At 56.4% G+C, this 24,247-nt stretch carries 20 protein-coding genes; 8 read left to right on the forward strand and 12 right to left on the reverse strand.

Features of this window, described 5'->3' with window-relative positions; genetic code table 11:
• Positions 1 to 8: 8 nt before the first annotated feature.
• The 7 genes from PMI27_RS22235 to PMI27_RS22205 form a co-directional block, all read right to left on the reverse strand.
• Positions 9 to 2,552 carry a bacteriophage N4 adsorption protein A gene (locus PMI27_RS22235; protein ID WP_008155442.1) on the reverse strand — a complete coding sequence of 848 codons (2,544 nt, stop codon included), beginning with the start codon at positions 2,550 to 2,552 and terminating at the stop codon, positions 9 to 11.
• Positions 2,549 to 4,663, reverse strand: a complete 2,115-nt coding sequence (locus PMI27_RS22230; protein ID WP_008155439.1) for a glycosyl transferase family protein — start codon at positions 4,661 to 4,663, stop codon at positions 2,549 to 2,551. The genes PMI27_RS22235 and PMI27_RS22230 overlap by 4 nt, the downstream gene beginning before the upstream one ends.
• A gap of 12 nt (positions 4,664 to 4,675) precedes the next feature.
• Positions 4,676 to 6,889 (reverse strand): membrane protein, encoded by a 2,214-nt coding sequence (locus tag PMI27_RS22225; protein WP_008155437.1) that lies wholly within the window; start codon positions 6,887 to 6,889, stop codon positions 4,676 to 4,678.
• 41 nt (positions 6,890 to 6,930) lie between these two features.
• Entirely contained in the window at positions 6,931 to 8,103 is a 1,173-nt protein-coding gene (gene wecB, locus PMI27_RS22220; protein ID WP_033053297.1) for a non-hydrolyzing UDP-N-acetylglucosamine 2-epimerase, read from the reverse strand.
• Between the two features lie 753 nt (positions 8,104 to 8,856).
• Positions 8,857 to 10,272 (reverse strand): amino acid permease, encoded by a 1,416-nt coding sequence (locus PMI27_RS22215; protein WP_008155432.1) that lies wholly within the window; start codon positions 10,270 to 10,272, stop codon positions 8,857 to 8,859.
• Positions 10,273 to 10,394: 122 nt separating this feature from the next.
• Positions 10,395 to 11,420, reverse strand: a complete 1,026-nt coding sequence (locus tag PMI27_RS22210) for an ornithine cyclodeaminase (RefSeq protein ID WP_008155430.1) — start codon at positions 11,418 to 11,420, stop codon at positions 10,395 to 10,397.
• A gap of 51 nt (positions 11,421 to 11,471) precedes the next feature.
• Positions 11,472 to 12,506, reverse strand: coding sequence for a histone deacetylase family protein (locus tag PMI27_RS22205; RefSeq protein ID WP_008155427.1), 1,035 nt, complete (start codon positions 12,504 to 12,506; stop codon positions 11,472 to 11,474).
• Between the two features lie 120 nt (positions 12,507 to 12,626).
• On the opposite strand from PMI27_RS22205, the gene PMI27_RS22200 reads away from it, so the two are divergent.
• A complete protein-coding gene (locus PMI27_RS22200) occupies positions 12,627 to 13,127 on the forward strand; it encodes an Lrp/AsnC family transcriptional regulator (RefSeq protein ID WP_008155426.1) in 501 nt (166 codons plus the stop codon).
• 38 nt (positions 13,128 to 13,165) lie between these two features.
• Here the strand turns inward: PMI27_RS22200 and PMI27_RS22195 are convergent, their stop codons facing one another.
• On the reverse strand, positions 13,166 to 14,068 hold the full coding sequence (locus PMI27_RS22195) for a LysR family transcriptional regulator (RefSeq protein ID WP_008155423.1): 903 nt from the start codon (positions 14,066 to 14,068) through the stop codon (positions 13,166 to 13,168).
• Positions 14,069 to 14,431: 363 nt separating this feature from the next.
• On the opposite strand from PMI27_RS22195, the gene PMI27_RS22190 reads away from it, so the two are divergent.
• The 6 genes from PMI27_RS22190 to PMI27_RS31745 all read left to right on the forward strand — a co-directional run bounded on the left by PMI27_RS22190 (position 14,432) and on the right by PMI27_RS31745 (position 19,940).
• Positions 14,432 to 15,772: an MFS transporter gene (locus PMI27_RS22190; RefSeq protein WP_008155422.1), complete on the forward strand. Its 1,341-nt coding sequence runs from the start codon at positions 14,432 to 14,434 to the stop codon at positions 15,770 to 15,772.
• 115 nt (positions 15,773 to 15,887) lie between these two features.
• On the forward strand, positions 15,888 to 16,466 hold the full coding sequence (gfa, locus tag PMI27_RS22185; protein ID WP_008155420.1) for an S-(hydroxymethyl)glutathione synthase: 579 nt from the start codon (positions 15,888 to 15,890) through the stop codon (positions 16,464 to 16,466).
• A gap of 233 nt (positions 16,467 to 16,699) precedes the next feature.
• Complete coding sequence (gene salA / locus PMI27_RS22180) at positions 16,700 to 17,983, forward strand: salicylate 1-monooxygenase (RefSeq protein WP_008155418.1); 1,284 nt, start codon at positions 16,700 to 16,702, stop codon at positions 17,981 to 17,983.
• Positions 17,984 to 18,231: 248 nt separating this feature from the next.
• The gene (gene wrbA / locus PMI27_RS22175) at positions 18,232 to 18,834 is read left to right on the forward strand and encodes an NAD(P)H:quinone oxidoreductase (RefSeq protein ID WP_008155417.1); all 603 of its coding nucleotides are present in this window, start codon (positions 18,232 to 18,234) and stop codon (positions 18,832 to 18,834) included.
• 293 nt (positions 18,835 to 19,127) lie between these two features.
• Positions 19,128 to 19,736, forward strand: coding sequence for a dTMP kinase (locus PMI27_RS22170; protein ID WP_008155415.1), 609 nt, complete (start codon positions 19,128 to 19,130; stop codon positions 19,734 to 19,736).
• 57 nt (positions 19,737 to 19,793) lie between these two features.
• On the forward strand, positions 19,794 to 19,940 hold the full coding sequence (locus tag PMI27_RS31745; protein ID WP_160171630.1) for a hypothetical protein: 147 nt from the start codon (positions 19,794 to 19,796) through the stop codon (positions 19,938 to 19,940).
• An 11-nt stretch (positions 19,941 to 19,951) separates the two neighbouring features.
• Here the strand turns inward: PMI27_RS31745 and PMI27_RS31750 are convergent, their stop codons facing one another.
• Positions 19,952 to 20,113, reverse strand: coding sequence for a hypothetical protein (locus PMI27_RS31750; RefSeq protein WP_008155412.1), 162 nt, complete (start codon positions 20,111 to 20,113; stop codon positions 19,952 to 19,954).
• A gap of 44 nt (positions 20,114 to 20,157) precedes the next feature.
• Here PMI27_RS31750 and PMI27_RS22165 point away from each other — a divergent pair, with 44 nt between their 5' ends.
• Complete coding sequence (locus PMI27_RS22165) at positions 20,158 to 20,595, forward strand: hypothetical protein (protein WP_008155410.1); 438 nt, start codon at positions 20,158 to 20,160, stop codon at positions 20,593 to 20,595.
• 419 nt (positions 20,596 to 21,014) lie between these two features.
• On the opposite strand, the gene PMI27_RS22160 is transcribed toward PMI27_RS22165, so the two are convergent.
• The 3 genes from PMI27_RS22160 to PMI27_RS22155 all read right to left on the reverse strand — a co-directional run bounded on the left by PMI27_RS22160 (position 21,015) and on the right by PMI27_RS22155 (position 24,112).
• Positions 21,015 to 21,929, reverse strand: a complete 915-nt coding sequence (locus PMI27_RS22160) for a class I SAM-dependent methyltransferase (protein ID WP_008155408.1) — start codon at positions 21,927 to 21,929, stop codon at positions 21,015 to 21,017.
• Positions 21,930 to 23,430: 1,501 nt separating this feature from the next.
• Positions 23,431 to 23,622 carry an MFS transporter gene (locus tag PMI27_RS31755; RefSeq protein WP_160171631.1) on the reverse strand — a complete coding sequence of 64 codons (192 nt, stop codon included), beginning with the start codon at positions 23,620 to 23,622 and terminating at the stop codon, positions 23,431 to 23,433.
• 55 nt (positions 23,623 to 23,677) lie between these two features.
• Positions 23,678 to 24,112 (reverse strand): phosphate-starvation-inducible PsiE family protein, encoded by a 435-nt coding sequence (locus PMI27_RS22155; protein WP_050562625.1) that lies wholly within the window; start codon positions 24,110 to 24,112, stop codon positions 23,678 to 23,680.
• Between the last annotated feature and the right edge of the window lie 135 nt (positions 24,113 to 24,247).

Genomic DNA, 24,247 nt, shown 5'->3' on the forward strand with positions numbered 1-24,247 from the left:
GCAAGTCCTCAATAGGAATAGGTCAGGCGCGCGAACACGCCTTCAGCGTTGTCTTCGCCCAGCACCTTCACGCGATATTGCAGGGAAAAATCCACATAGGAGCGGGGCGCGTTGTACGCATCTTCGCGAAACCAGTACCGCACGTTGTTACCGATACCAACGCCGCCGGCCTTGCCCGATGACGAGTCCGTGCTGCCGTCGGCAGCGGTTTCGCTGTTCATCTTCGAGTCGTAGTCGAACGCGGCCACCACATGAGGGAACGTCACCCAGCGCGAGCCCGCGCCGCCGATGGCGTAGCTGCGACCCACCTGCCATTCGCTGTTGAAGTAGTTGCGCGAGTCGTTGACGTAATGTCCGGCTTCGGCGAACAACTGCGAGGTCCACCAGCTGTCAGCATCGACCCGCAGATCGGTGCCGATGCTGGAGCCGTAGCCCAGGCGCAGCAACCAGTCACCGTCGACGTCCGACGAACCCAACGGGAAGGTGCGCTCGACGGCGGCCATCACGTTCAGCGAGGTGAACGGTTTGACTCGCACACCCACGGCGCCTTGCAAGGCGTCGAATCCGGTATCCGAATCGCCGTTTTTGCTCCACAAGGTGTCGGTGACCCGTCCGTAGAGTTCGACAAACCGTGCGTTGCGGTAGCCCAAGGGACGCCAGGAAAGCTCGGTGCTGTTTTGCACATTGTCATTGCTGCTACTGCCGCCGCTCGGTGCTGAACTCAAGCCGCTGCTGGTACTGTTGCCGCGATAACTGGTGGTGTTGGTCAAGCCCCAGGTGCGCGACACATCGGCCACGGCGCGGCGGGTGTCGAACAGCTGCTGCTCGGACATGTCGAGTTCACTGGCGTTTTTCGCGTCGATGACTCGCTTGAAGTAGGTGACAGCTTGCTCGTCGTCATTGACCCGCATGGCGTTATAGGCCGCATCCTGCGTGGCTGTCGGCGTGAGGCGGGTGTCGGCATCGGCCTTGCGGAACGAAGTGTGGGCACCGTCATCGTCACCGGCCTGGACCGACAGATAGGCGATTTGCAGTTCGCTCATCGATTCGAGTTCGCCGGTATCACGCGCTTGTTGCAGGCGTTCGCGTGCAGTCCGACGCTGACCGATGGCGGCATACAGACTGGCCTCCTCGTAAGCGGGCAGGCTGCCTGACGCCAAGGCCTGGGTGAAGTCCTTGCGAGCGCCGGCATCATCACCCGATTGTTGGCGCAGACGACCCCGTTGGGCCAGCAGCCGCGCGTCATCACCGGTGACTTTTAGACCGTCGCTGGCTGCCGCGATGGCTTCGGGCACACGTTTCTGATCACTCAGGGCGCTGACCAGCAGTCGGCGGTACGCCGGATTCTGTGGCGCTCGGGCAATGGCTTCATTTGCCAGAGCGACGGCTGTTCCGGAGTCCTTGCGGGCCAGGGCCGCGTAGGCTTGGCCGGCCATGTCGGTTCCGCCATCACGCTGGTTGCCCGGCCAGATATCACAGACCAGGCCGAAGGCCGTTTCCTCACAGTTCAGTGCCGGAGCAGGGAAGTGGGCAATAACGTTCGCGCCGTTGTTTTTCTGCCGCAACGCCAAGCGGGCGTTGGTGCGTCGGCGGGCTACTTCACCGCCTTCATCGTCGGCCAATGGCTGCAGATGATCGAGCGCTTGTTGAGGCTCGTCATGGGCCAGTGCAGCGTCCGCAGCGAAGAAACGAATGTCACGGGTTTCTGCTTCAAGCAGGCCATCGATGGCCAGAGCGTGATTCAGGTCAGCCTGGGCGGCCTGGGTTTTACCCTGACGATCACGGGCGTAGCTGCGCAGAATCCACGGAGCGATTTCCCCATCGTCTTGCGCCAAAGCGCCTGACGCGGCCTGTTCGGCCCCAGGATAATCCGTGGCCGCGAGCAGGGCACTGATCAGCAGTTGCTGATTGGCGCCGATTTCCGGAGCCCAGGCGACGGCTTTTCTGGCCTGGTCCACGGCCAGGGACACCTGGCCTTGCTCCAGGGCACGATAACCTTCAACGGCCAGCGGAGCGGCCAATTGACGACGAATCGCTTCGCGACGCATCAGCAAGGTATCGTCGTCCGGGAACACCACAAGCGCCTGGGTGGTGGCTTGATCCGCTTCCTGCAAATGCTGCTGGCGCTGCAAGGACTCGATCAGCAGCAATCGATAATCCATGCGTTTGGGCGCTTGGGCGATGGCTTTGCGTGACGCTTGGGCAGCCGTGCCGAAGTCATCGCGATCGTAGGCCTTGAACGCCTGGGCCGCGGCGCCGAAGCCTGGGGCCTGACGCGATTGGGGGTAGCGTTTGGGATGATCACGCAGTTCCTTGTCGCGCTGAGCCAGCACAATCAAGGTGTTCAAACGGGTGATGTCAGCCCGCTGACGCAAGGCTTCGCGGGCCTTGGCGATGGCCAGGTCGTAATCTTTGCGCTCGTAAGCGCTGTAGGCCTCGTTGGCGGTGACATAGGCCGGGCCGGTCAACGGCAGCGGCAACGTCTCGGCAAGAGCAAGCCCGGGTAACAGGCTTAGCCCCGTGGCCATGAGGGTCAGGAAGGGGCGTTTCATGCCGGAAGCTCCGCAGGGTAGTGGCTGTGCTGACGCGCCACGGCCTTTTCGATGGTGGAGCGGGGTAGCACGCCGCTGTCGACCAGATAGTCGCCGATGCGTCCGTGACGCTGCGGGCGGTACTGCAGCATGGCGCGATTGAATACGTCGCGATCCAGCAGGCCCATTTCGATCAACAAGTCCCCCAGCAGTGGCGCGCGGGCATCCGGCACGGACTGGCCTTGGCGCACGTTCAGTTGACGTAACTGCGCGACGATTTCGCTTTCCCGGGCAATCAGTTGCACCGGTTCGCTGCCCAGTGCCTCGCTGACTTGTTGCAGACCTTCGGCCGGCAACGGGCTGGCCACGGCAAGTTGTGCTCGGCCGTCGGCATTCAAGCCGACCGGCACCACGCGCCAGCGCAGAGCGAATTCATCGTCCAGGGTAGGGGTTGACGCCTGTGCCTTGTTGGCCACATCGAACACCCGCGGCAGATCGTTCTGGAAGGCGATGGCTTCCGCCAGTGTCTCGTCGTCCAGCCAGCCATTGCTGAGCAAGATCCGTCCCAATGGCATATGCCGGGTTTTCTGTTCGTCGAGAGCGCTTTGCAGGTCGGTTTCGTTGATCGCCTGCCAGGACAGCAACACGCTGCCCAACTTGCGCGGTGCGAAGGCAACCAGGTCAGTGGACGGGAAGTCGTGCATGGTTTTGTCCCACACCAGTTTGCGGTTCATTACCTTGCCGACGATGAACATGCGCCAGGCGCGTGATGCAGCCATGAAGTTGACAAAGTTGCCCACCACCATGCGCGGGATGGACAGCAATCCATGCTGCCAGCCGTATAACACGGTGGTGAAATAGCAGCGGTGCGCGATACGCCAGGCCAGCGCGATACCGTTGGCCAGCAGCAGGTATTTGATGAAGCCGTTGGTTTCAAACGGCGTCGGGAAACTCACATCCCACAGGCCACTCTGGCGCAGGATGAGCAGGCCCAGCAGCTGCACCAGAATCACGTAGGCGATGATGCTGACGAACGCCGTCACCACGCCCTTGCGGTCACGAAACAACAGATAACGGTTGGCCAGTGAGCCGTTCCAGCCCATTTGCTCCCAGCCTTGCAGGCCGATGCCCAGCGTCCAGCGGGCTTTCTGGCGGAATGCGGTACGGAATGTGTCGGGAAAGAATTCCCGCACGCACAACGGCATCTTCAGGGTCGATTCGTAAGGTTTGCGAAACCAGGATTTACGCAGCACGCGAAACTGCACCGGGAAGCGCACAAAGATCGCGTTCATGCCGACCTTGGCCAGGCGTGCGCCGACGTCGTAGTCCTCGGTGAGGCTGTCCGTGTTGAACGGCTGGTTCTGGGTTTCCCCGGCCAGCACTCGCAGGGCACGGTGGGAGAAACAGGTGCCAACCCCGGCAGACGGCACCGTGTCGGTCATGCTTTCACGCACGACCAAATCCTTGCCATGCCATTCGGCGAATTCGTCCATGTAGGTGCCCGCCACCCATTCGTACCAGTTGCGTTCCAGCGAAACCACGGGCAGCTGAATCATGTCCTTGCGCGGCAGCAAGTAATTGAACAGCCGCAATTCCAGCGGGTGCAGTACGTCTTCGCTGTCGTGCAATACGACGCCGGCGAAGGTCATGCCGTGGGTTTTCTCGTGCAGGAAGATCGCCTGGATCACCCAGTTCAGGCAGTCGGCCTTGCAGGTCGGCCCGGCATGCGGGACTTCCACGCGATGCAGCTGCTTGTAGCGCCGACGCATGCGTTCCACTTCATCGATGGTGCGCTGGTCATTGATGTAGGTGCCGACGAAGACGACATAGTTCTGGTAATCCAGGGTTGACACCATGTTCTCGATCATCGGTGCGATGACGTCATATTCCAGCCAGGCCGGGACCATGATCGCCAACGGCTGTTCATCCCGGGCCATCAGTTGCTCGGCGGTCAGCGGCCGATATTTGCGATCCACGGTGAACTTGCGAAACAGGCGGCGAGACCAGTACCACAGGTCAATGAACAAATCGTCCAGGCTGGAGATCAGGATCAGCACCGCGATCACGATGGTCGAGATTTCCAGGAAACTGTAGTAGTGGGCCAGCCAATAGGGCCAATAAAGCGACGTCATCGAAAGGTTCCGTTACTGGCGATTGCGACGGGCGTTACGGCCGGCCAGCAACAGGATGAGGACCAACAGGATTCCACCCGGAATCAGCCACAGCAGCGACGGCTTGCGCCAGGCGTCCAGGCCCTTGGGTTCTTCGTTGTCGATCAGTTGGCTGCCACTCGGGTCCTGGGTGTCGAAGGTGGTCAGTGCACCGTTGTCACCGAGGATGGCCACGTCGCCGCGGGTCAGCAGAATCTGCCTGGCAAAGCGGGGCGCGTCATCGCCCAGGGCGCGATAGACCAGACCGTGCTGGCCGCCGGCATCCACCACTTGCAACGAGGCCAGGTGGTTGAGGGGATGCACGTCCAGCAACACCTGATCTTTGTGATTGATGAGCAGGCGACCCTGCTCATCAACCTGCACCGACTCTTTGCTGTCCTTGATCGGCAGCTCGAAGGCGAGGAAGGCTTTGTCCGGTACGACCAAGGCTTTCGGGTCGGCACTGACGTTCAGTTGCGCCCGCAGCGGCGAAACACCAGCGGCGTCAGCCACCGAAATCACGTGTGGCAAGCTGCTCGCCGGATGCTCGAGGTAGGCCTGTGGCACGAGGATTTGCGCGTCCATGGCAAAGCGCGCAGCCATGCCGGAGAAGTCATCACCCAGGGCAGTTTTATCCAGCACGATGTGGCTGGTCGGTAGCACCGAGACCGGGAAGGCCTGTGGCGTTTCCAGGCAACGATCACTGACCGGCTGACGCTGGAACGACACACGCAAAACGTTCTTCGAACCCAGGGCGTAACGCGGGATACGTGCTTCGATGCGTTGCTGTTCACCGTTGGCCACGAGCTGTTGTGCGCCAATCAGGTAATCGTTGAGAAACAGCGAGGCCACCGGCGCGGTGTCCGAGGCACCGGGTGCGGCAGACACATCGACTACCGCCTTCACCGGCAGACGACCGTCGTAAGCCACGCTGCCCAGAGGGAACGAGGTGCTCCAGTCGGATTTGGCCAGCACGTCAATGGCACCGGGGTTTCCGCCCAGGCGCGACAAGGCCACACGACCGTCCGCGCTCAATGGCATTTGTGCTTCGCTGACCGTCAATTGGCGGCTGCGTGCCAGTGCGTTCCAGGCCGTGCTGAACAGGGCCAGCGCCTTACCAGTTGCTTGCGGTGCGATCATCAGCACCGGGCGGGTGCCCAGCAATGCCAGGCGCACGTTGTCAGTACCGGTGGCGGCCAGACCTGCATTGATATGCCGCTCACGCCATTGCGTGAAGGCGTTGGCGGCTGTGGAGTCGAGGCCTTGAACCTGGCTCTGCAGCGCGTCCAGCGATTCGTTGACGGCTTTGAGCAGTTGCGGGTCGTTGATTGCCAGATCCGCCTGGACGTTCGGCGTTTGCCCCAACATCAACAGCGCACCGATTTGCGCCGGGTTGGCCAGAACCTGCGGGCCTTTGCCATTGAGGCTGGCGAACGCTGGAATAGCCAGCAGTTCGGCCGGGATGCGCAGGCTGGTCAGGTCGACTGTGTCCTGTACGGCGGGGAAGGGCAGAACGCGGCTGTGTTTGCCAATCCGCTCCAGTGCGACACCGAGACGCCAGGCCGCATCGTAGCTGTCGGCGGACAAGGTGCCCGGCGCGACCATGATTCCCGGCTTGCCGGGCAATGCCGTCCAGGCGGCGCCGACGTCCTGTAACTGGCTGGCGTCGTAGCTGTAATTGAGGCGGGTGTCCGGTTCGATACGCAATACATTGCCGATCGCGCGTTCGTCTTCGCACAGCACACGGGACACGATTGACGACCAGGCAACTCCGAGGCGCAACGAGCCGTTTTCGCGCGCTTTCTTATCCACGCCGAGCGTGACGCTGGCGTCGCCCTGGGGTTCGCTGAGCCCTTGTGCGCGCACCGGATAACCGTCCAGCGACAACAGCAGCGTGTTGCGACCGCCTTCGCCATTCAGGTAGCTGGCGTCGAAATTCAGTGTGGCATCCGTCAGCGGCACGCCCGCCGGCACGGGCAGATACAGCTCGCGTCGGGCGTCGGTGGAGCCGAGGATGATCGGTGCATCGATCCCCAGATCGCTCAAGCGGATCTCACGCTCCTGGCGCGTGTCGGCGTTGAGTCGGTTGATCGCCTGGGTGAGCGGGCTGTCCGCGGCCAGAGCAAAGGTCGGCATGAGCGCGAGCAGGCTCACGCCACAGGCAAAGGCGCTGAGCGCACCCGTATGGATGGCAACGGAAGACTTCATTCAGGTAGATCTCGAGCTGATAAGGGGATGAGCGGTTTGGTTTATAAAGATGTGAAAGCCGGGAGACTTTTCTCGGGTACAGGTAGCCCTGACAGGTGGTGCTGGAACTTGGGCAATCGCACCCCAGTCACGACGAAATCATCGACCGGGCGCCCCATCAGGGCATCGACGATGCGCGCACTGGCCTTGCCATCGCCGTAAGGGTTGGCCGCCTGGGAGCATCGGCGCCAAAGCAGGTCGTCATCGAACAGTGCGTTGACGCCAGCGATGATCGAGTCCGGCGAGGTGCCGACCAGGCGAACCGTGCCCGCGGCGACAGCTTCGGGGCGTTCAGTCACATCGCGCATGACCAGCACCGGTTTGCCCAGCGACGGCGCTTCTTCCTGCACGCCACCGGAGTCGGTGAGGATCACATGCGCACGTTGCATCAGGCGTACGAAGGCCAGGTAGTCCAGCGGCTTGATCAAGTGCACGTTGGGCAGATCGCCCAGCTGCTCGGTGACCGGGCCCATGACATTGGGATTCAAGTGCACCGGATAGACGATCTGGATGTCCGTGCGCCGGGCCAGATGGCTCAGGGCCTTGCAGATATCCAGGAAGCCTTCGCCGAAGTTTTCCCGGCGATGCCCGGTTACCAGCAGAACTTTGCGGCCGGTTTTCAGGAACGAGAACTGTTGGTCCAGGCTAGCCCGCAGGTCTGTGTCTTGCTCAATGCGCCGCGCTGTCATCTGCAAAGCGTCAATCACCGTATTGCCGGTCACGAAGGCGCGACCTTGAAGGCGTTCGTCGAGCAGGTTTTGGCGCGATTCGTGGGTCGGCGCAAACAGCATGTCCGCACTGAGGTCGATGCAGCGGCGGTTCATTTCTTCCGGCCAAGGGCTGTAGATATCGCCGGTTCGCAGTCCAGCTTCGACGTGACCGACCGGGATGCGTCGATGGAACGCAGCCATTGAGGCAACCATGGCCGAAGTGGTGTCGCCGTGTACCAGCACCCGGTCCGGGCGGGTCATTTCCAGCACGGGGTCAATCGCCCCGTAAAGCGCCGCGGTCAACGAGTTGAGCGACTGGTGCGGCGTCATCACATCGAGGGTGTGATCGGCCTCGAGGTCGAACAGATCCAGCACCTGTTTAAGCATGCTTTGATGTTGGCCGGTGATGCATATCTGCGAATGAATGCCTGGTTCCGCAGCGAGGGCTTTGACTAAAGGCGCCATCTTGATGGCTTCTGGACGGGTACCGAAGATCGAAAGGATTTTAATCCTTGAATGATGGCGAACGATGATGTCTTCCTTGCGCAGTTTTAGTGCGCCGCACAACAACGGCTCAAGTTTTATTGAACTTGAGTACGCCATCGTTATTTGAATTTAGTAAAGACCGGGGTAGTCAGCGTGAGATCTGATGCTCACTTTATGTGAGGTGGTGCGTTGCCCAAGAACCCGGAACCGGCCGAATTATTAGCATTGATGGCGAATATTTCAAAGCGTTATATGTGCAATTTGTTTTAATTATTAACGTTTGAAACTTTTATGTTCTCGGTTGGTCTTGTTTAGTTTTTGATGATTTTAAGAAGGTTTCTTCCGACTACTACTCTGCATTTAACTCATTGTTTTTTATGGCTATTATCTATTTTATCTCCATTCATCAGCTTGAATGAATTATTCATTCGCTATAACGGTCGTGATCAATGCGTTTACCGTCTGGTTTTCTAACGTGAGGGTTATGATAGTCACTGAACTGACGCCTGTAAATTGTCACGATGCAATAAGTGTTATTTCGGACTAACAAATGAACTTTTCCTCCGCCTTCAATTATTGATAAGTCCTCCGCCTATATTGGTGAGGCAGGTTTCGCGCCGTACCACGACCCACCCATGATGACGGCGGCCGCCAACATTCCTGCACCGGATAGTTGATGCGCAGCGGATTTCGTCGTTTGAGGTGCGGCCAATCCATGGCCATGCTTCAACTTCAGCCGTGTTGCCTGGTTGCAAGGCTGGCCAGGTTCCTGCTCCTGAACTGTGAGAATTGGTAGGCGATTGCCAACCAGATGAACCATGCAGGCATCACGCACAGTGCGAGGCGGGTGTCTGGTCTAAGGGCAAGCAGGCACAGCACAAAGGCAAGGAATGCGAGGGAGAACCATGCCATCGGCACGCCTCCAGGCATTTTGTACCGGGATTGCGCATGCAGGTCGGGCCTTGCTTTGCGATAAGCAATGTAAGACGCCAGGATGGTCGACCAGGTAAAGATCACCAGGATGGCCGACACCGTCGACACGATGGTAAAGGCGGTGATGACTTCAGGAATGATGAACAGCAACAACACCCCCAGCAGCATCAGGAAGGTCGTGAAGGCCAGGCTGATGAACGGAACGCTGTTTTTCGACAGCCGTCTGAAGATACCCGGTGCACTGCCCAGATCGGCCAGGCCGAATAACATGCGGCTGGCCGAGAAGACACCACTGTTGGCGGACGACGCCGCAGAGGTCAGCACCACAAAGTTCACAATGCCGGCTGCCGCTGGAAAACCCGCGATCAGGAACAGTTCGACAAAGGGACTTTTGTTGGGCGATACCTGCTGCCAGGAGGTCACTGCGATGATGCAGGCCAAGGCCAGAACATAAAAAAGGATGATCCGCAGCGGTATGGAATTGATGGCTTTGGGCAAGGTCTTTTCAGGCGACTTGGTTTCGGCGGCGGCGGTGCCGATCAGTTCCGTACCTGCAAACGAAAAGATCGCCATCTGAAAGCCGGCGAAGAAGCCGAACAGGCCGTTAGGAAAGGCGGCTTGTTTGTCCAGCAAGTGCGTCAGGGAAGCCGTTACGCCAGTGGGGGAGACGAAGGAGCTGGCAATCAGCAGCACACTGACGGAAATCAGCGCGACGACTGCGATTATCTTGATGATCGCGAACCAGAATTCAACCTCGCCGAACAGTTTGACAGTGAGCACATTCAAGGCAAATAGCGTCAGCATCATGCCGATGGCGGGGATCCAGGCCGGTACATCAGGGAACCAGTATTGAAAGAATCCCCCGACGACAACTGCATCCCCCACAACGGCCACACTCCAGCTCAACCAGTATGACCACCCGAGAAAGAAGGCTGCACGAGGTCCGAGGTAAGCCCCGGCGAAATCAGCAAAGCTTTTGAAGTTCAGGTTAGATAGAAGTAGCTCTCCCATGGCACGCATGACGAAGTAAACAAACAGGCCGATGATCATATAGATAAGTATGATCGAGGTTCCGGAGAGGGCGATGATCTTGCCGGAACCCATGAACAGGCCAGTACCAATAGCACCGCCCATGGCCATTAGTTGAATGTGGCGGTTGCTGAGCGTGCGCTGTAATGCAGGATTTTCAGTTATTTCATGCGTATCTGATTTCATCACAAAACCTCTTGATTTTATGTTTTTGAGTTTTGGCAGAGAAATAGTGTGTGTTTTATTGTTGTAAATATTACGCCTTGCAGGGACAGGGTGCCGGTTCGCACTCTTGCAGTAGCGGTTAATCAGTGAGCGTTACCCTCAATCAATTGATACAGGTTCTTTATGTTGGCGGGTGTGGGAACGAGATGAATTCTCTCGCCAACCGCATATTTGCCAGCTTGGTCATGCAAATAACGAAGTGAAGAAAAGTCTTCAAGCGCAAACCCGACTGAGTCGAACACTGTGACTTGAGTGTCACTTTCTCGGCCCGGTTCGTTATCCCGAACGATGCGGAAATATTCGATGACAGGAAAGTCAGCGTCCAGTTGCTGAATGTCCCCTTCAATGCGCGTCTGGGGTTCAAACTCGACAATGATTCGAGCGTTGCGCAGGATATCTGCGTGAAGTTCGGTTTTCCCGGGACAGTCACCGCCAACCGCGTTGATGTGCATGCCAGGCTCGATCATGTCGGGCGTCAAGATTGTCGCGTAGGCCTTGTCCGCCGTGACGGTGGTGATGATATCGACGCCTTTGACAGCTTCATGCACCGAGGAGGCTACGGTGACATTGATGCCGGTATAGCTTTCCAGGTTTTGTTTCAGCTTCAATGAAGCAGCACTGTCGATATCAAATATCCGCACCTCGCTGATCCCGAGCATTTCATAAAAGGCAATGGCCTGGAATTCGCTCTGGGCGCCATTTCCGATAATGGCCATGCGTGTCGAGCCCTTGCGTGCCAGGGACTGGGCTACCAGGGCGGACGTTGCCGCTGTGCGAACCGCAGTGGTCAGGGTGAGTTCGCTGAGGACCGTGGGGTATCCGCTATCAACGTCCGCCAAAACACCAAACGCCATGACTGTCAGCAGATGGTTGCTGGCATTGGCGGGATGGCCATTCACATATTTAAATGAATAGTGCTTGCCGTCGTCGGTCGGCATCAACTCGATGACCCCGTAGGCGGAATGATTGGCGGTACGTGGGGACTTATCAAAGTCGGCCCAACGGCAATAGTCGGCTTTGATGTAGAGCGCCATTTGCTTGATGGCATTACCGATTCCGATTTTTCGAAAAAGCGTGGCAGCATGATCAACGTCTATGAATAGAGTCATATGTTTCTCTCTGAGTTGTAAGCCGAAGGAAGTTATATCGTTCGCCGAAACTTAGGATTGCCTGCTCTCGTAACCATGCAATACATTGACCGCATTGATGCCAATTTCATCGACCATATATCCGCCCTCCATGACGAAGAGTGTGGGGGCGCCGACAGAGGCGATAATTTCACCCATGCCAAAGAAGTCATCACTTTCCAGAAGAAAATGGCTGATCGGATCGTCCTTGAATGTATCGACGCCCAAAGAAATGACTAACAACTCGGGCGCGAAGCTCCGAAGTTTCTTACAGGCATGAATCAGGGCGTTCTGGTAGCTCTGCCACGTCGTATTTTTCGGCAAAGGATAATTCAGGTTATAACCTTCGCCGGCACCTGTTCCGCACTCGGAACTGAAACCCGAGTAATAAGGATAAGAAACCGACGGCTCTCCATGCAGAGAGACAAACATCACATCATTGCGGTTATAGAAGATGTTTTGCGTTCCGTTGCCATGATGGAAGTCAACGTCCAGCACCGCGACACGTTTAGCGCCTTGAGTCAGTGCATGTTGCGCGGCGATGGCCGCGTTATTCAGGTAGCAGTAACCGCCCATGTATTCACGAGCAGCATGGTGCCCAGGTGGACGACACAGGGCAAAGGCGCTGTTTTGGCCTTCGTTGATCAACGACAGCCCGGTGAGTGCAATGTCCGCGCTGGTTTTGACTGCTTCCCAGGTGGTCGCGGTGATCGGCGAACCGGCATCCATGGCAAAAAAGCCGAGCTTGCCATCAATGAAGTCCGGGACTTGCTCATTGGACAAGTCGCGTACCGGCCAGACCAAGGGCAGGGCGTCATGCTCCCGACCGGTTGCCGTCCATTCAGACCACGCGGTTTCCAGAAAGGAAACATAGCGCTCACTGTGTGCATTGACGTAGCACGCCCGGTCAAACGTTCGCGGGACGATGATATCGCCGAGCTCCACGTGCCGGACTCGGTCGCGAACGGTATCCGCTCGACTTGGCTGTTCGAAGGAAGGTTTGAGAACACCATCTTTTAGTTCAGTGCCATGGTGCAATCTATGAGAGTCGCTAAAAACTGTAAGCATTTAAACGCATCCGTCATTGTGGTCCAGTGCCAATAGTTTGTTCGCGTTCGGATGCACTTTCTTTGCTTTTCATTCTCGTTCTGCTAGCGTAATCGGGATATTTTTCCACTGGATGGCATCATGCAGAAAAAAAATACCCATCGCGCAACGCTTGACGATACCGACCTTTCTATCCTTGCCCTGTTGCAGGAAGACGCCAGCATTTCCAACGCGGAGTTGAGTGAGCGTCTTTCGTTAAGCCTGACTCCATGCTGGAGGCGACGTAAGAGATTGGAAGAGGAGGGTGTGATCAAGGATTACCAGGCCAACCTGGATCGGCGGAAGTTGGGGCTGGATATTATGGCGTTCGTGCATATCCGCTTTGCCACGCACACCGACCACACCCCCGAAGCCTTTGAAGCCGTCATCATGCAGCTCCCGGAGGTCTTGTCTTGTCACAAGATAACTGGCGATGCCGATTACCTTTTGCAAGTACTGGCTCAGGATCTCGATAGTTACAGTGACTTTGTAGAGAGCGTATTGAGGCGACAACTCGGGATAGCGTCTATCCAGTCAAGTCTAGCGTTGCGTGAGGTCAAGACGACCAGTCGTATCGCCATTCCTGGGCGAACAAGGCAGTAAGCGACCTGTTCAAAGCGTTCTCTCAACGCTTGCCACGATTAATCCGAAAACAGCTCGAACATGAGCTGGCGCAACCAACGATTGGCCGGATCCTTGTTGTATCGGGCATGCCAGAAAAGATTGATCTCGATTTTCGGCAATTCCAGAGGCGGCGGCAGGACGGTAAGTCCAAAGGGTTGTTCGCAACTGAGGGCGAATCGTTCAGGCACTGTTGCCAGCAAATCCGTGCGTTGAAGAATGTGGCCTATCGCAACGAAATGCGGGACTTCCAAGCGTATGTTTCGCTCGATGCCCGCCCGTGCGAGGAAGGTATCAACGACGCCGTGTCCGGTGTTCGCCGCTACAACACGAACATGGTCATAGCTGCAAAAACGCTCAAGCGTCAACGGCTCCCTGGTGGCAGGATGGCCTTTGCGGCACAAGCAGACGTAGCAATGGTGGAACAAGCGTTGTTGAAAAAAGCCCGCTTGAAGGTGAGGCAGCAACCCGACGGCAAGGTCGATCGCACCGTTCTGTAGCCCTTCGGCCAGGGTATCGGTGTTGTTGCGCAGTGTGCTGATCGAGCAACCAGGAGCGCGTTCAGCCAGAGCATCCATCAGCCGAGGCATGAAGTAGATTTCACCAATATCGGTCATGGCCATGGTGAATCTGCGATTGCAGTTGAGCGGGTCAAACGTGTCCTGTCGACTTAACGCGTCACGTAAAGTCTGAATGGCCAGTGCAACCGGCTCAGCCAACTGTCGGGCATAAGGCGTGGGTTCCATTCCTTGGTAGGTGCGTACGAAAAGCTCGTCGTTCAAGGCGGTACGCAACCGCTTTAGCGCGTTGCTGACCGCCGGTTGGGTCAGCTCGAGATTATCCGCCGCAGTCGAAACCCTGCGGTCGATGAGCAGTTGGTTGAACACCAAAAGCAGATTGAGATCCAGCTCACGTAATTCCATAAAGCCTCATGCAGATTGGCTCATGCCAGGGCAATGAACCGTTGCCCGCCGTTGGGTCTGCACCGCTCTGAAATGGCCGCTGCAAGAACCGCAAGCCTATCAACTGCTACATCGTCGCGTCCATCGTAAGGGTTGCCTGGCTTTTGCTCGTGTCTGATCTTTATTCACGTTCGAAATAGTAGGTATTCGGATCGCTGCATTTATCACCGTTGATGCCTTGGCCATGATCGCCGCATGCCCAAATTCTGAACGGTTTACGTCCCTCAAGAACTACGCGCCTATCGGTCAGCTAGTTGGGCACCGCGCAACGCCCGGAGGCGTCTGATCCTCCGGCTCTATAACAATGACAAAAAGAGCGATGCCATGCGTACGATCGATGTATCAGCCCTGATTGACGGGGCACGTTTCAATGCCTTCCATGCGCGCGTGCTGTTCTGGTGCGCACTCATCATCATCTTCGACGGCTACGACCTGGTCATCTATGGGGTCGTGTTGCCCTCACTCATGGCCGAGTGGGGGCTGAGCTCATTACAGGCGGGAGCGCTGGGTAGTTGTGCGCTGGTGGGAATGATGTTGGGTGCACTGTTTTTCGGATCATTGTCGGACCGGATAGGCAGACGTAAAACCATCATGATGTGCGTAACACTATTCAGCGGTGTCACCGCGCTCAACGGCTTGGTGCAGAGCCCAGAGGCTTTTGCGTTGTGCCGGTTTGTTGCCGGTCTGGGGATTGGCGGGGTCATGCCGAATGTTGTCGCGTTGATGAACGAGTACGCACCCCAGAAATCCCGCAGCACCTTGGTCGCCCTCATGTTCAGTGGCTACTCGCTAGGAGGGATGCTGTCTGCGGGTTTGGGCATGGTGTTGATTCCTCAGTGGGGATGGCAAGCGGTGTTCTATGTGGCCTTGATCCCACTGTTGGCGTTGCCATTTTTGATACGGCAGTTGCCCGAGTCGCTGGACTTCCTTTTGCGCACCGGGCAGACGGGCAAAGCCCGGATATTACTGACGCAGGCCGTACCGAGCTATGAGCCCAGCGCAACCGATCAGTTGAATCACACAGTCGCCAAAGGCACAAACGCGTCGATTGCACAGTTGTTCCAAGAGGGGCGCAAATTGAGCACCTTCATGCTGTGGCTGGCGTTTTTCTGTTGCCTGTTGATGGTCTATGCATTGAGCTCGTGGTTGCCAAAACTCATGAGCGCCGCTGGTTACGGCTTGAACTCGAGCCTGGCGTTTCTGGTGGCGCTGAACCTTGGTGCGATTATCGGCGCGGTGGCCGGCGGGTGGCTGGGTGATCGAATAGGCATCGCAAAGGTCTTGTTCGCCTTCTTCAGTTGCGGGGCTTTGGCCCTGAGCCTGCTCGCACTCAAAGCCCCATTACCTGTGCTCTATTTACTCATCGCTGTTGCCGGGGCATGCACCATTGGCACGCAAATCCTGGCCAACGCTTGCACCGTGCAGTATTACCCGCCACAGATACGGGCTACAGGCCTTGGTTGGGCGATGGGAGTGGGTCGCACGGGGGCCATCATCGGTCCTCTACTGGGCGGCGCACTGCATGCCTCATCGTTGCCGCTGCAGGCGAGTTTTCTCATCTTCGCAATTCCGGGGCTGGTAGGAGCAATAGCCATTCTGGTCTTCCTGATACAGAACGCGCGAAATCGATCTGGCTCCCTTCGTCACTCATACCATACTACTTGAACGTATTAATGAGGCCTTCGATCTGATGCATGAAGGCACTATCAAATACTGATCCGCACCCTGGAGCTCAGGCTCCAGATCCAGTTCGAACACTCCCTGATACTGGAGGTTTATCGTGAGCAACTTGAAGCTTCATCCTTCACTGGATAACGGCATAGAACCAAGCGCTGCAAATTTCTCTGGCGGTACCCTGCAATGTCTGTGTCCGACCGATAAGGTTGAGATCAGGATTGACGCTCAGACTCTGCACAATCATGCCTGTGGCTGCAGCAAGTGCTGGAAACCCGCCGGTGCGAAATTGGCGGTCATAGCTGTCGTTCCTCGCGATAAAGTCAGCGTCATCGCGAACGCTGAGAAGCTGGTCATCGTCGATGAGCGCGCCACTATTCAACGACATGCTTGCAAAGAGTGCCATGTGCATATGTACGGCCGCATCGAAAATAAAGACCATGCGTTCTATGGCCTGGACTTTGTGCATACCGAGCTTTCTCCGCAAAAAGGTTGGGCTGCACCGGGCTTTGCAGCCTTCGTTTCGTCGCTCATCGAAACCGGCACCCCGCCGGAGGACATGAAGGATATTCGCGAAAAACTGCGCGCACTCGGTTTGGAACCTTACGATTGCTTGTCGCCAGATCTGATGGACGCATTGGCTACGCAAGTGGCGAAGTTGAATGGTGTTCTTGCATCCCGTTAAACCCATTTGCCGAATGTTTTATTCGGCACGATCCACCTTGGATGAACCCTTCGTGCAACGCCCTTCACCTGGATCCGTTTCAGGTGAAGAGCGTTGCGCTAAAGCCGCATTTTTCCGGCGAACAATATTCACATTCGTAATGTTGAGTATGGGAGTTGCGGTATTTATCAATAGCGCTCAGATGGCGATGATTCAGTTACTCCAATAACAATCAGCCTCATGGGTAACTTGCTATGCAAACCTCTCAATCTACTTTGCACATCGGTATTGTCGGCGGAGGTATCGCCGGCGTGGCTTTGGCACTGGATCTGTGCCGCCACACCCATCTCAGCGTGCAGTTGTTCGAATCGGCCCCCGCCTTTGGCGAGGTCGGTGCCGGTGTTTCCTTTGGCGCCAACGCCGTTCGTGCCATAGCGGGACTGGGTATTGCCGAACCCTACCGGCAGATCGCTGACCGCACGCTTGATCCCTGGCAGGATATTTGGTTCGAATGGCGCCGCGGCGAGGATGCCGGTTACCTCGGCGCGAGTCTTGCCGAAGGGGTAGGGCAGTCTTCGGTGCATCGTGCGGATTTTCTCGACGCGCTGGCCAGTCAACTTCCTGAGGGCATCGCCCAATTCGGCAAGCGCGCGGTTAGCGTAGAACAGGATGCCGAACAGGCTCGCGTGCTGTTCACCGATGGCAGCGAACACCGCTGCGACCTGCTGATCGCCGCTGACGGCATCAAGTCTTCGATTCGTGATCATGTGCTTCAAGGCCTCGGTCAGCCCCTTGCGGCACCGCGCTTCAGCGGCACCTGCGCCTACCGGGGAATGATCGACAGCCAACAGTTGCGCGCGGCCTATCGGGCTCGGGGTGTCGATGAACACCTTGTCGATGTCCCGCAGATGTATCTGGGGCTCGACGCACACATCCTCACATTCCCGGTCAAGCAAGGCCGGCTGATCAACGTAGTGGCCTTCATTTCAGACCGCAGTCGGCCTGACCCCTCCTGGCCGAGCGATTCCCCATGGGTTCGTAATGCCAGCCAGGAAGAAATGCTTGCGGCTTTCACCGATTGGGGCGATGCCGCGCGAGTGTTGCTCGAGTGCATTCCAGCGCCGACCCTTTGGGCTCTACATGAACTTGAAGAGCTGCCGGGTTACGTGCACGGCCGTGTAGGGCTGATTGGCGATGCGGCCCACGCCATGTTGCCGCACCAGGGCGCTGGTGCAGGGCAGGGGTTGGAAGATGCCTGGCTTTTGGCCCGATTGCTGGCCGACCCGCAGGTTCTGACGAGCCGCCCGCAAGCGGTGCTTGAGGTCTATGACGCTATTCGTCGTCCACGTGCCTGTCGTGTGCAACGCACTTCCTGGGAAGCCGGCGAGCTCTACGAGCTGCGTGATCCGGCGGTAGCCGATGACGAGCAATTGCTGGGCGAAACCCTGGCAGAGCGTTTCGATTGGTTGTGGGATCACGATCTGCAATCCGACCTGCAAGAGGCTCGTGAGCAATTGGGCTGGAAAGTACTGGTTTAGTGACTTGCCCGGCATGCTCGGGATGGAACAAGAATGTGCCGGCAACTTTTAACACCAGCAGCTGATTGGCAGCCTGCTCTGGGATGGGGAGGGCAATGGGAGCGTCTCAGCCTGCCGGCAGGCAGCATATGGAGCTGCTAGTGTTAAGTCCGCATGCCGTCAAAGCACCTGCCGCTGTTGGTCGTTGGCAGTGGTGTAATCCAAGATCTTCCTGATCCATCGAATGACACTTAATCGAGGAAAAAATCATGGCGAAGGTACTGGTTCTCTATTACTCAATGTACGGTCACCTCGAAACGATGGCTGGCGCAGTGGCCGAAGGCGCGCGATCCGTCCCCGGCACCGACGTGACGCTCAAGCGTGTCGCCGAAACCATCCCGGCCGAACAGGCAGCAGCCATCGGCGTCAAACTTGACCAGAAGGCACCGGTGGCGACACCTGACGAGCTGGGCAATTACGATGCCATCATCTTTGGTACACCGACGCGCTTTGGCAATATGGCAGGGCAGATGCGCACGTTTCTCGACCAGACCGGCGGACTGTGGATGAGCGGCGCGCTGGTCGGGAAAATCGGCAGTGTCTTTGCGTCGACCGGAACCCAGCACGGTGGCCAGGAAACCACTATTACGTCGTTCCACAGCACACTCCTGCATCAGGGGATGGTCATCGTGGGTGTGCCTTACACCTGCGCAGGGCTGACCAACATGAGCGAAATCACCGGCGGTACGCCCTATGGCGCGACCACCCTGGCAGGCGCCGACGGTAAACGGCAACCGTCACAAAATGAACTGGATATTGCGCGTTTCCAAGGCAAACACGTCGCTGAGCTTGCAAAAAAGATCGCGGGCTAACGCAGCGCGTAAATGGGCACATGCTGCAGGACAGGTTTCTGGAATCAGAGGAGCGACGCTCTAGCGAGGTCGCTCCTAATCCCGCCAGTCAAACCGGACTACTTTCTTGATGTGATTGGCACTCCGCCATACTGGAATGACTTGGGTGATGTTCAGCAATAGCTGCAAATCAGGTTAGAGTGTTCATCAATGTCTGTTCATAAGGGCCCTCCACTCGATTCGCATAGTCGCGCCAAGCGGTTCCAGCAAACGAACAGGGCAAAAAAAACCGTATATCTATCGTTATGTGAAGAATGAATCCTCCGCTGTTTATTTCTCTAGATGGGCCCAAGGGAGCCGGTAAAACCACACTGTTGGAGGCCGTTACGAAAGCACTGAGGGCAGACAACAAAAAGGTGATCCGACTTTGCGAGAGAAAAAGCGATCCCCATAGGGGTGAAACAATGACCCTCGTTAACAAACTCGTCAGAAATCCCACCCGGGATTTGGAGTTGGAGGTTTGTGAGCGCTTTGCTGATAGCCGTACCTGGATTTCCCGGCACGTGCTGGCTAAACAGCCACCAGACAGCATTATCTTGATCGATCGCTGGTACCCATCTGATGCCGCGTTTCGCCGGATAATCCCGTTTGCAGAGATTCTACAGTTGAACATTGATCGAAACGTGCGAGTGCCAGACCTGCATGTCGGGGTTGTCACCGCCCCTGATATTTCATGGGCGAGGGCAGCGGCACGACGGCGTGGGCTGAGCAGTACTGTGATCCATAAGCTGGAAGAACATGTCGCTTGTACCACGGCGTTCGAGCAAGCGATTGCAGATCACGGCTGGGTTTTATGCCGTAATGAAGGAACGATCGAGGACGCAACGATGCAGGTGATTTCGGAGATCTATAGAGTCCTTTGATGCGCCACAGCGGTAGCGGGCTGACGCTTTGATCTGGGTGCCTGTCATCGATTTTCGATGCAGGGCAAGGACCGCGAAGCAGGCGTACTCGACAATCGCCTGGGCGATGCCGGGGTCGAGCATGCGCACAACCTCGACCTGAGGCGGCAGGCAGCTCAGATCGAACTGATCGACACCCGCGGAAGTCGCGAATATCGCTTGTAGATTCGGGAGCATCAGGGGACGTTTGGTGGCGGCTGCCACGTCGCCAGGTAGCGCACTGCGTGGGGGGCGCCGACGTCCGGCCAGAACCGAACGTCAATGTCCGAAGCATGTCGCTCAAACAGGTTTTTCCAGGCCAGGCCGCGATCGGTATCAACTTTGAAAAGCAGGGTCATGACGCCTCGCAAGCAACGGGATCAGTCATCCCAAGAATGGCCTGTTGCCGCGCAATAATCTCCCGTATACGTTGGCCGAAGCGAAAGAATGCGCGGCAATTGATTACGGAGCCAAGGCCGCAGAGCCGAAGAACTTGCATCACAACGTTTCGCGAATCCTGACGCGGGCAGGGATCCACTCAACGGTGATCGTCGTCGACAACGGTCTGGTTTGCCTCGTTCCATCGGAAGGCGAGAAGGGCCGGGAGCGGCTGGCCAAGGTTCAGCGCCAGATTGCCGATGACTTGGCCCACTACCTGGGGGCCGAGCTAATTCTGCTGGCCAGCGGCGTCTGCAGGATGCTGACCGATTATCCCGCCGCCTGGGAACGGTGCAGGCGGCTGATCAATATTGCTCGTTCGTTCGGCCGCAGCGGTCCGATCTCCGATCAGGACTTTGGACCGATCCCCATCTTTATGGCGGCGGTAGGCGGCGAAGTCTAGCTACGTTGAGCTTTCTGCTTAGCGTAAGAGTTTTTACGTCGGGGGCTTGGCTGCGAGAGCTGGAGTGTTGCTCCAGCTCTCAAAACGTCGGCGTCAAAACGTGGCCGTGCGTAGGGTATCCGAGCGAAATGCTTATGAATGATCATCCTCGCCACAGCCCCATTGCCGTCAGAAAGCGGTTGAGTTTCTACGAGGTAATAGTGGTGGGCTAACGCCGCAAGAATACGTCGACGAAGCTCTGTAATTCCGTCGAGCGTGGACTGCTTGTTCGCTAAGTATCCTTCAGGATCTCTGGCTCGGTATGAGGCCCGTAGATGATCCTTGAATGATAGGCGCCAGATGCCACCTGCAGTTTACTAAGGCATGCAGCGGTTTCAGGTGCGAGTGCACACATGCTAGCGAGACCGTCGGCACGCGGGTCAACTTGGCATCGGCGTCAACAGCTCCCGGGTGAGTAGTAGGTAGATCACATTGCGATAGGGGTCGAAATACAAGCAGGAATGTGGTGATGAGTCCGCAGGTATGAACGCCCTCATCTGTTCGCGCGTCCTGAGCACGAGTTTCCAGTCCATGAAAGCTTCCATATAGCCCCGCCCCCAGTTGTCCGGTGTAAAGTTTGCGATCAGGAGTTTCCCTCCTGGATTCAGTTTACCCATCAGCCAAGCTGTAAGCGCCATTGCCTGGGCGCGATTTAGGTAGTCATAGATGCCAATACTGTAGATGAAGTCGAATCCATCGTAATCATCACTTTCAGGCAGCTTCTTGACATTGCACTGCCACTTGATGATTTCCGACCACGTTAGAGTGGCAAGCTTCAGCGTCTCTAAGTCATTATCAAATGCGACAAAGCGCTGGATCCGCAGTCGGGTCTCGGGTTTGAGAAGCTCCAGTTCTCGGCAGTGGCCACAAGCGACGCTCATGATAGAAAGCGTTTCCCGATGGGATGCCAGCCGCTCAATCAAGCCTGCAATGTGCTCACGGCGCCAGCGTACGCTCAGTGCATTTGGGCTTGAGGTGACAACCTCGAATATTAATTTTCCGATCGCGCTGGAGTCGGGAGGCGGATTCTGAAAGTAGGCGTAATCCAGCATTACAGCATCCCCTGGGTAGCCTCTGGGCTTTTCGAAAGCTCGTGAGGTGTAGGGGTCTTCCTGGAGTAGTTGAAAAATCGGATGTTCACGACATTGATCGACTATGTCGTCCTGCCAAAGCGTGTCGGGCAAACTTTGGCGGTACTCCGTTAGCAGCTCGGTCATGCAAGTGATGGCGTGCATATGGTCGCCACCGAGAATTTCTTGCTGGAAAATATCAAGTTCACTAATCAGGCCTCTCATCATCAACCTCCGCTGCGCCGCAAAGTAGGTGAGCCACTGTTGTAGATTAGTAGAACTGGCGCGGTGCAGTACCTCACACGGAGAGTCATATTGCGAGTCAGCGTATCGCATCGACCCCACTGAATATGGTGAGGACATTCGATGGTATCTCCGGAAGCTCCTAACCGTGCGGGTTAGCGGGGTTACTTAGCGCTACGTATTATCAAATCGCAACTCTCACAAGAAGAGCCTAGACGTCTGCAAAATCGGAAAGTGGTGGAGCTTGACCTCAAGCATAGGAAATTCCACTCTGACACATCATTTAACATAATATACATTACACGTAACAAGGTGTTTCGAGATTAGCCCGGTTACGCGCAGATTTTGAAGCAATCAAAGCTCTCGGAAGTAATCTCTTTTCATTTTGAGAACTAAATCCCTAGCGTGGGTGCTTCGCTGCCATGAAAAGACTTTACTTCTGCAGGCTTCAGAGCTCATTCCGTGCGGCCCATGCGACCTTTTGTTCCTGAACCTTCTACTGCGCAGAAATACTTGTGCTGGAGATCAAGCCATCAGTTCGCAGAAGTAACGTGTAAAAAAATGGGAAGTAATTGTGTAAATCGAGCCATTCGCCTCATGTTCACGGATGCTTACAGATAACTGTCCGGCAATCATCTGCGCGCTACAGGCTCTGGCACAGCCTTTGCGGCCGCTATCGTGCCCGATTTTACGTCATGAGCAGCGAATCCAGAAATGTCACCCTTGATCGGCTGATCATGCACCGTATGCGAATTCGCCTATTCGTTTGATTTGAGTAATTTTTTGGAGACAGCTTGTTCGTTTACGGTATTACTGAAATTGCAGCGCCCACTTACTAGCACGACGCTGTGTGAAATCTGCAGCGTTCAGCATGGAGTTGGTGCACGGATTTCAAGGCCTGCCATTCGCGGAAATGAACAGTCCCGGCTGATTTACATTCCGATAGTCCGTAGAGCTACTGTGGCCACCAGCTTCCCTGGGAGCTGCTCCAGGATTTGGTTTATTGAAAAGCTCAATAACGTGCACTGGTCCTCGGCCTGTCCCCGACCCAAAACCGCATCCACATGTCCGGCCTCATCACGTAGGCCCAGAAGCGCGGTTGCCGTTGTAAACCTGTTTTTTGATCTGTTAACCACTGTAGTTAACAGATCAAAAAACAGGTTTACAGGATGCTAGAGATCTACGCTTTTCAAGCCAGCAAGAAAGCTCTTAGCTGAGAGCTCCATGCTGGTGATACGTGTGCTTTCGAAACCATCGATTGCAAACCGGTACTTTAGGTCTCTTCAAGGCGCAAATTGGTAACTCGAAAACTACAACTCAACTAAACATCTATTTAGTTGAGCTAAGTTTGGATAGATTTTAATCGCATTGAAGCATTGTGCAACAGCGAAAACCGCCCTCGCCCTTCTTATTCATTACTGAAATACCAAACGCCCGATGCGGTGCATCAGGCGTTTGGTTGTATCGGTGTAACTCTAAACAATTAGCGCAGTGGCAGGTCCTTGGTTTCTGGCATGCGCAAATAGACCCCGGCACTGATGGCGCTGATCACCGTCAGGTAGATCCAGAACAAGTGCCCATAGCCCCATCCGGCCATCGCGGCCATCGCGGCCATCGCGGCCATAAGATACGGTGCGGTTCCGCCACACAGTGTCACTGATAATGCGTACGGCACGGCTATACCGGGGTGCTCTCGCTAAAAAAATGTCGGCATTGCGTAACCCTTGTAGCTATTCATCCTTATCACTCTCTCGCAAGTCATCCTTATCACGCTCTCGTAAGAGCCAGCAGACGATGCCGAGCACCAGGGTGGCAAATCCTAGTGCGGCAATGGTGAGCGCAGGAGTAGCGGCAGAATCGAGAATAACGAACTTCCGGCTGAGCGCCAGCAAGGCGATCAACAGCACTGTGCGAACCTGAACGATGCTGTTGCGTCGTAGGGCCGGGCGTACAATCGAATGCTTAAACTCCAGGGCTATCAGCACGGTGAAGATTGAACCAAAGAGGGCCTGGAAAACATCGTGATCTAGAGGGTCAATCGCACCACCGATCACCAACGGCACAACCCTGCGACAGAGCTGCAGTAGCGCCATCATGATCACAGACGCGATGATGAGACTGAGCGCAAGAACAACCAATTGTTCGAAACGTTCGTACGCATTCATCAGCGCCCACTGAAGTCTGAAATTTTTCAGCGTCGAGTTGCACTCACGCCCTTCAGAATCAGGCTTTGGCACGATAATCCTCCACACTTGCGTCTTCAGTCTGCCGGGCTCATCCAGGCATTTGAGGATCCAGTA

This window comes from Pseudomonas sp. GM41(2012) (genome assembly GCF_000282315.2).
Classification (GTDB): Bacteria; Pseudomonadota; Gammaproteobacteria; order Pseudomonadales; family Pseudomonadaceae; genus Aquipseudomonas.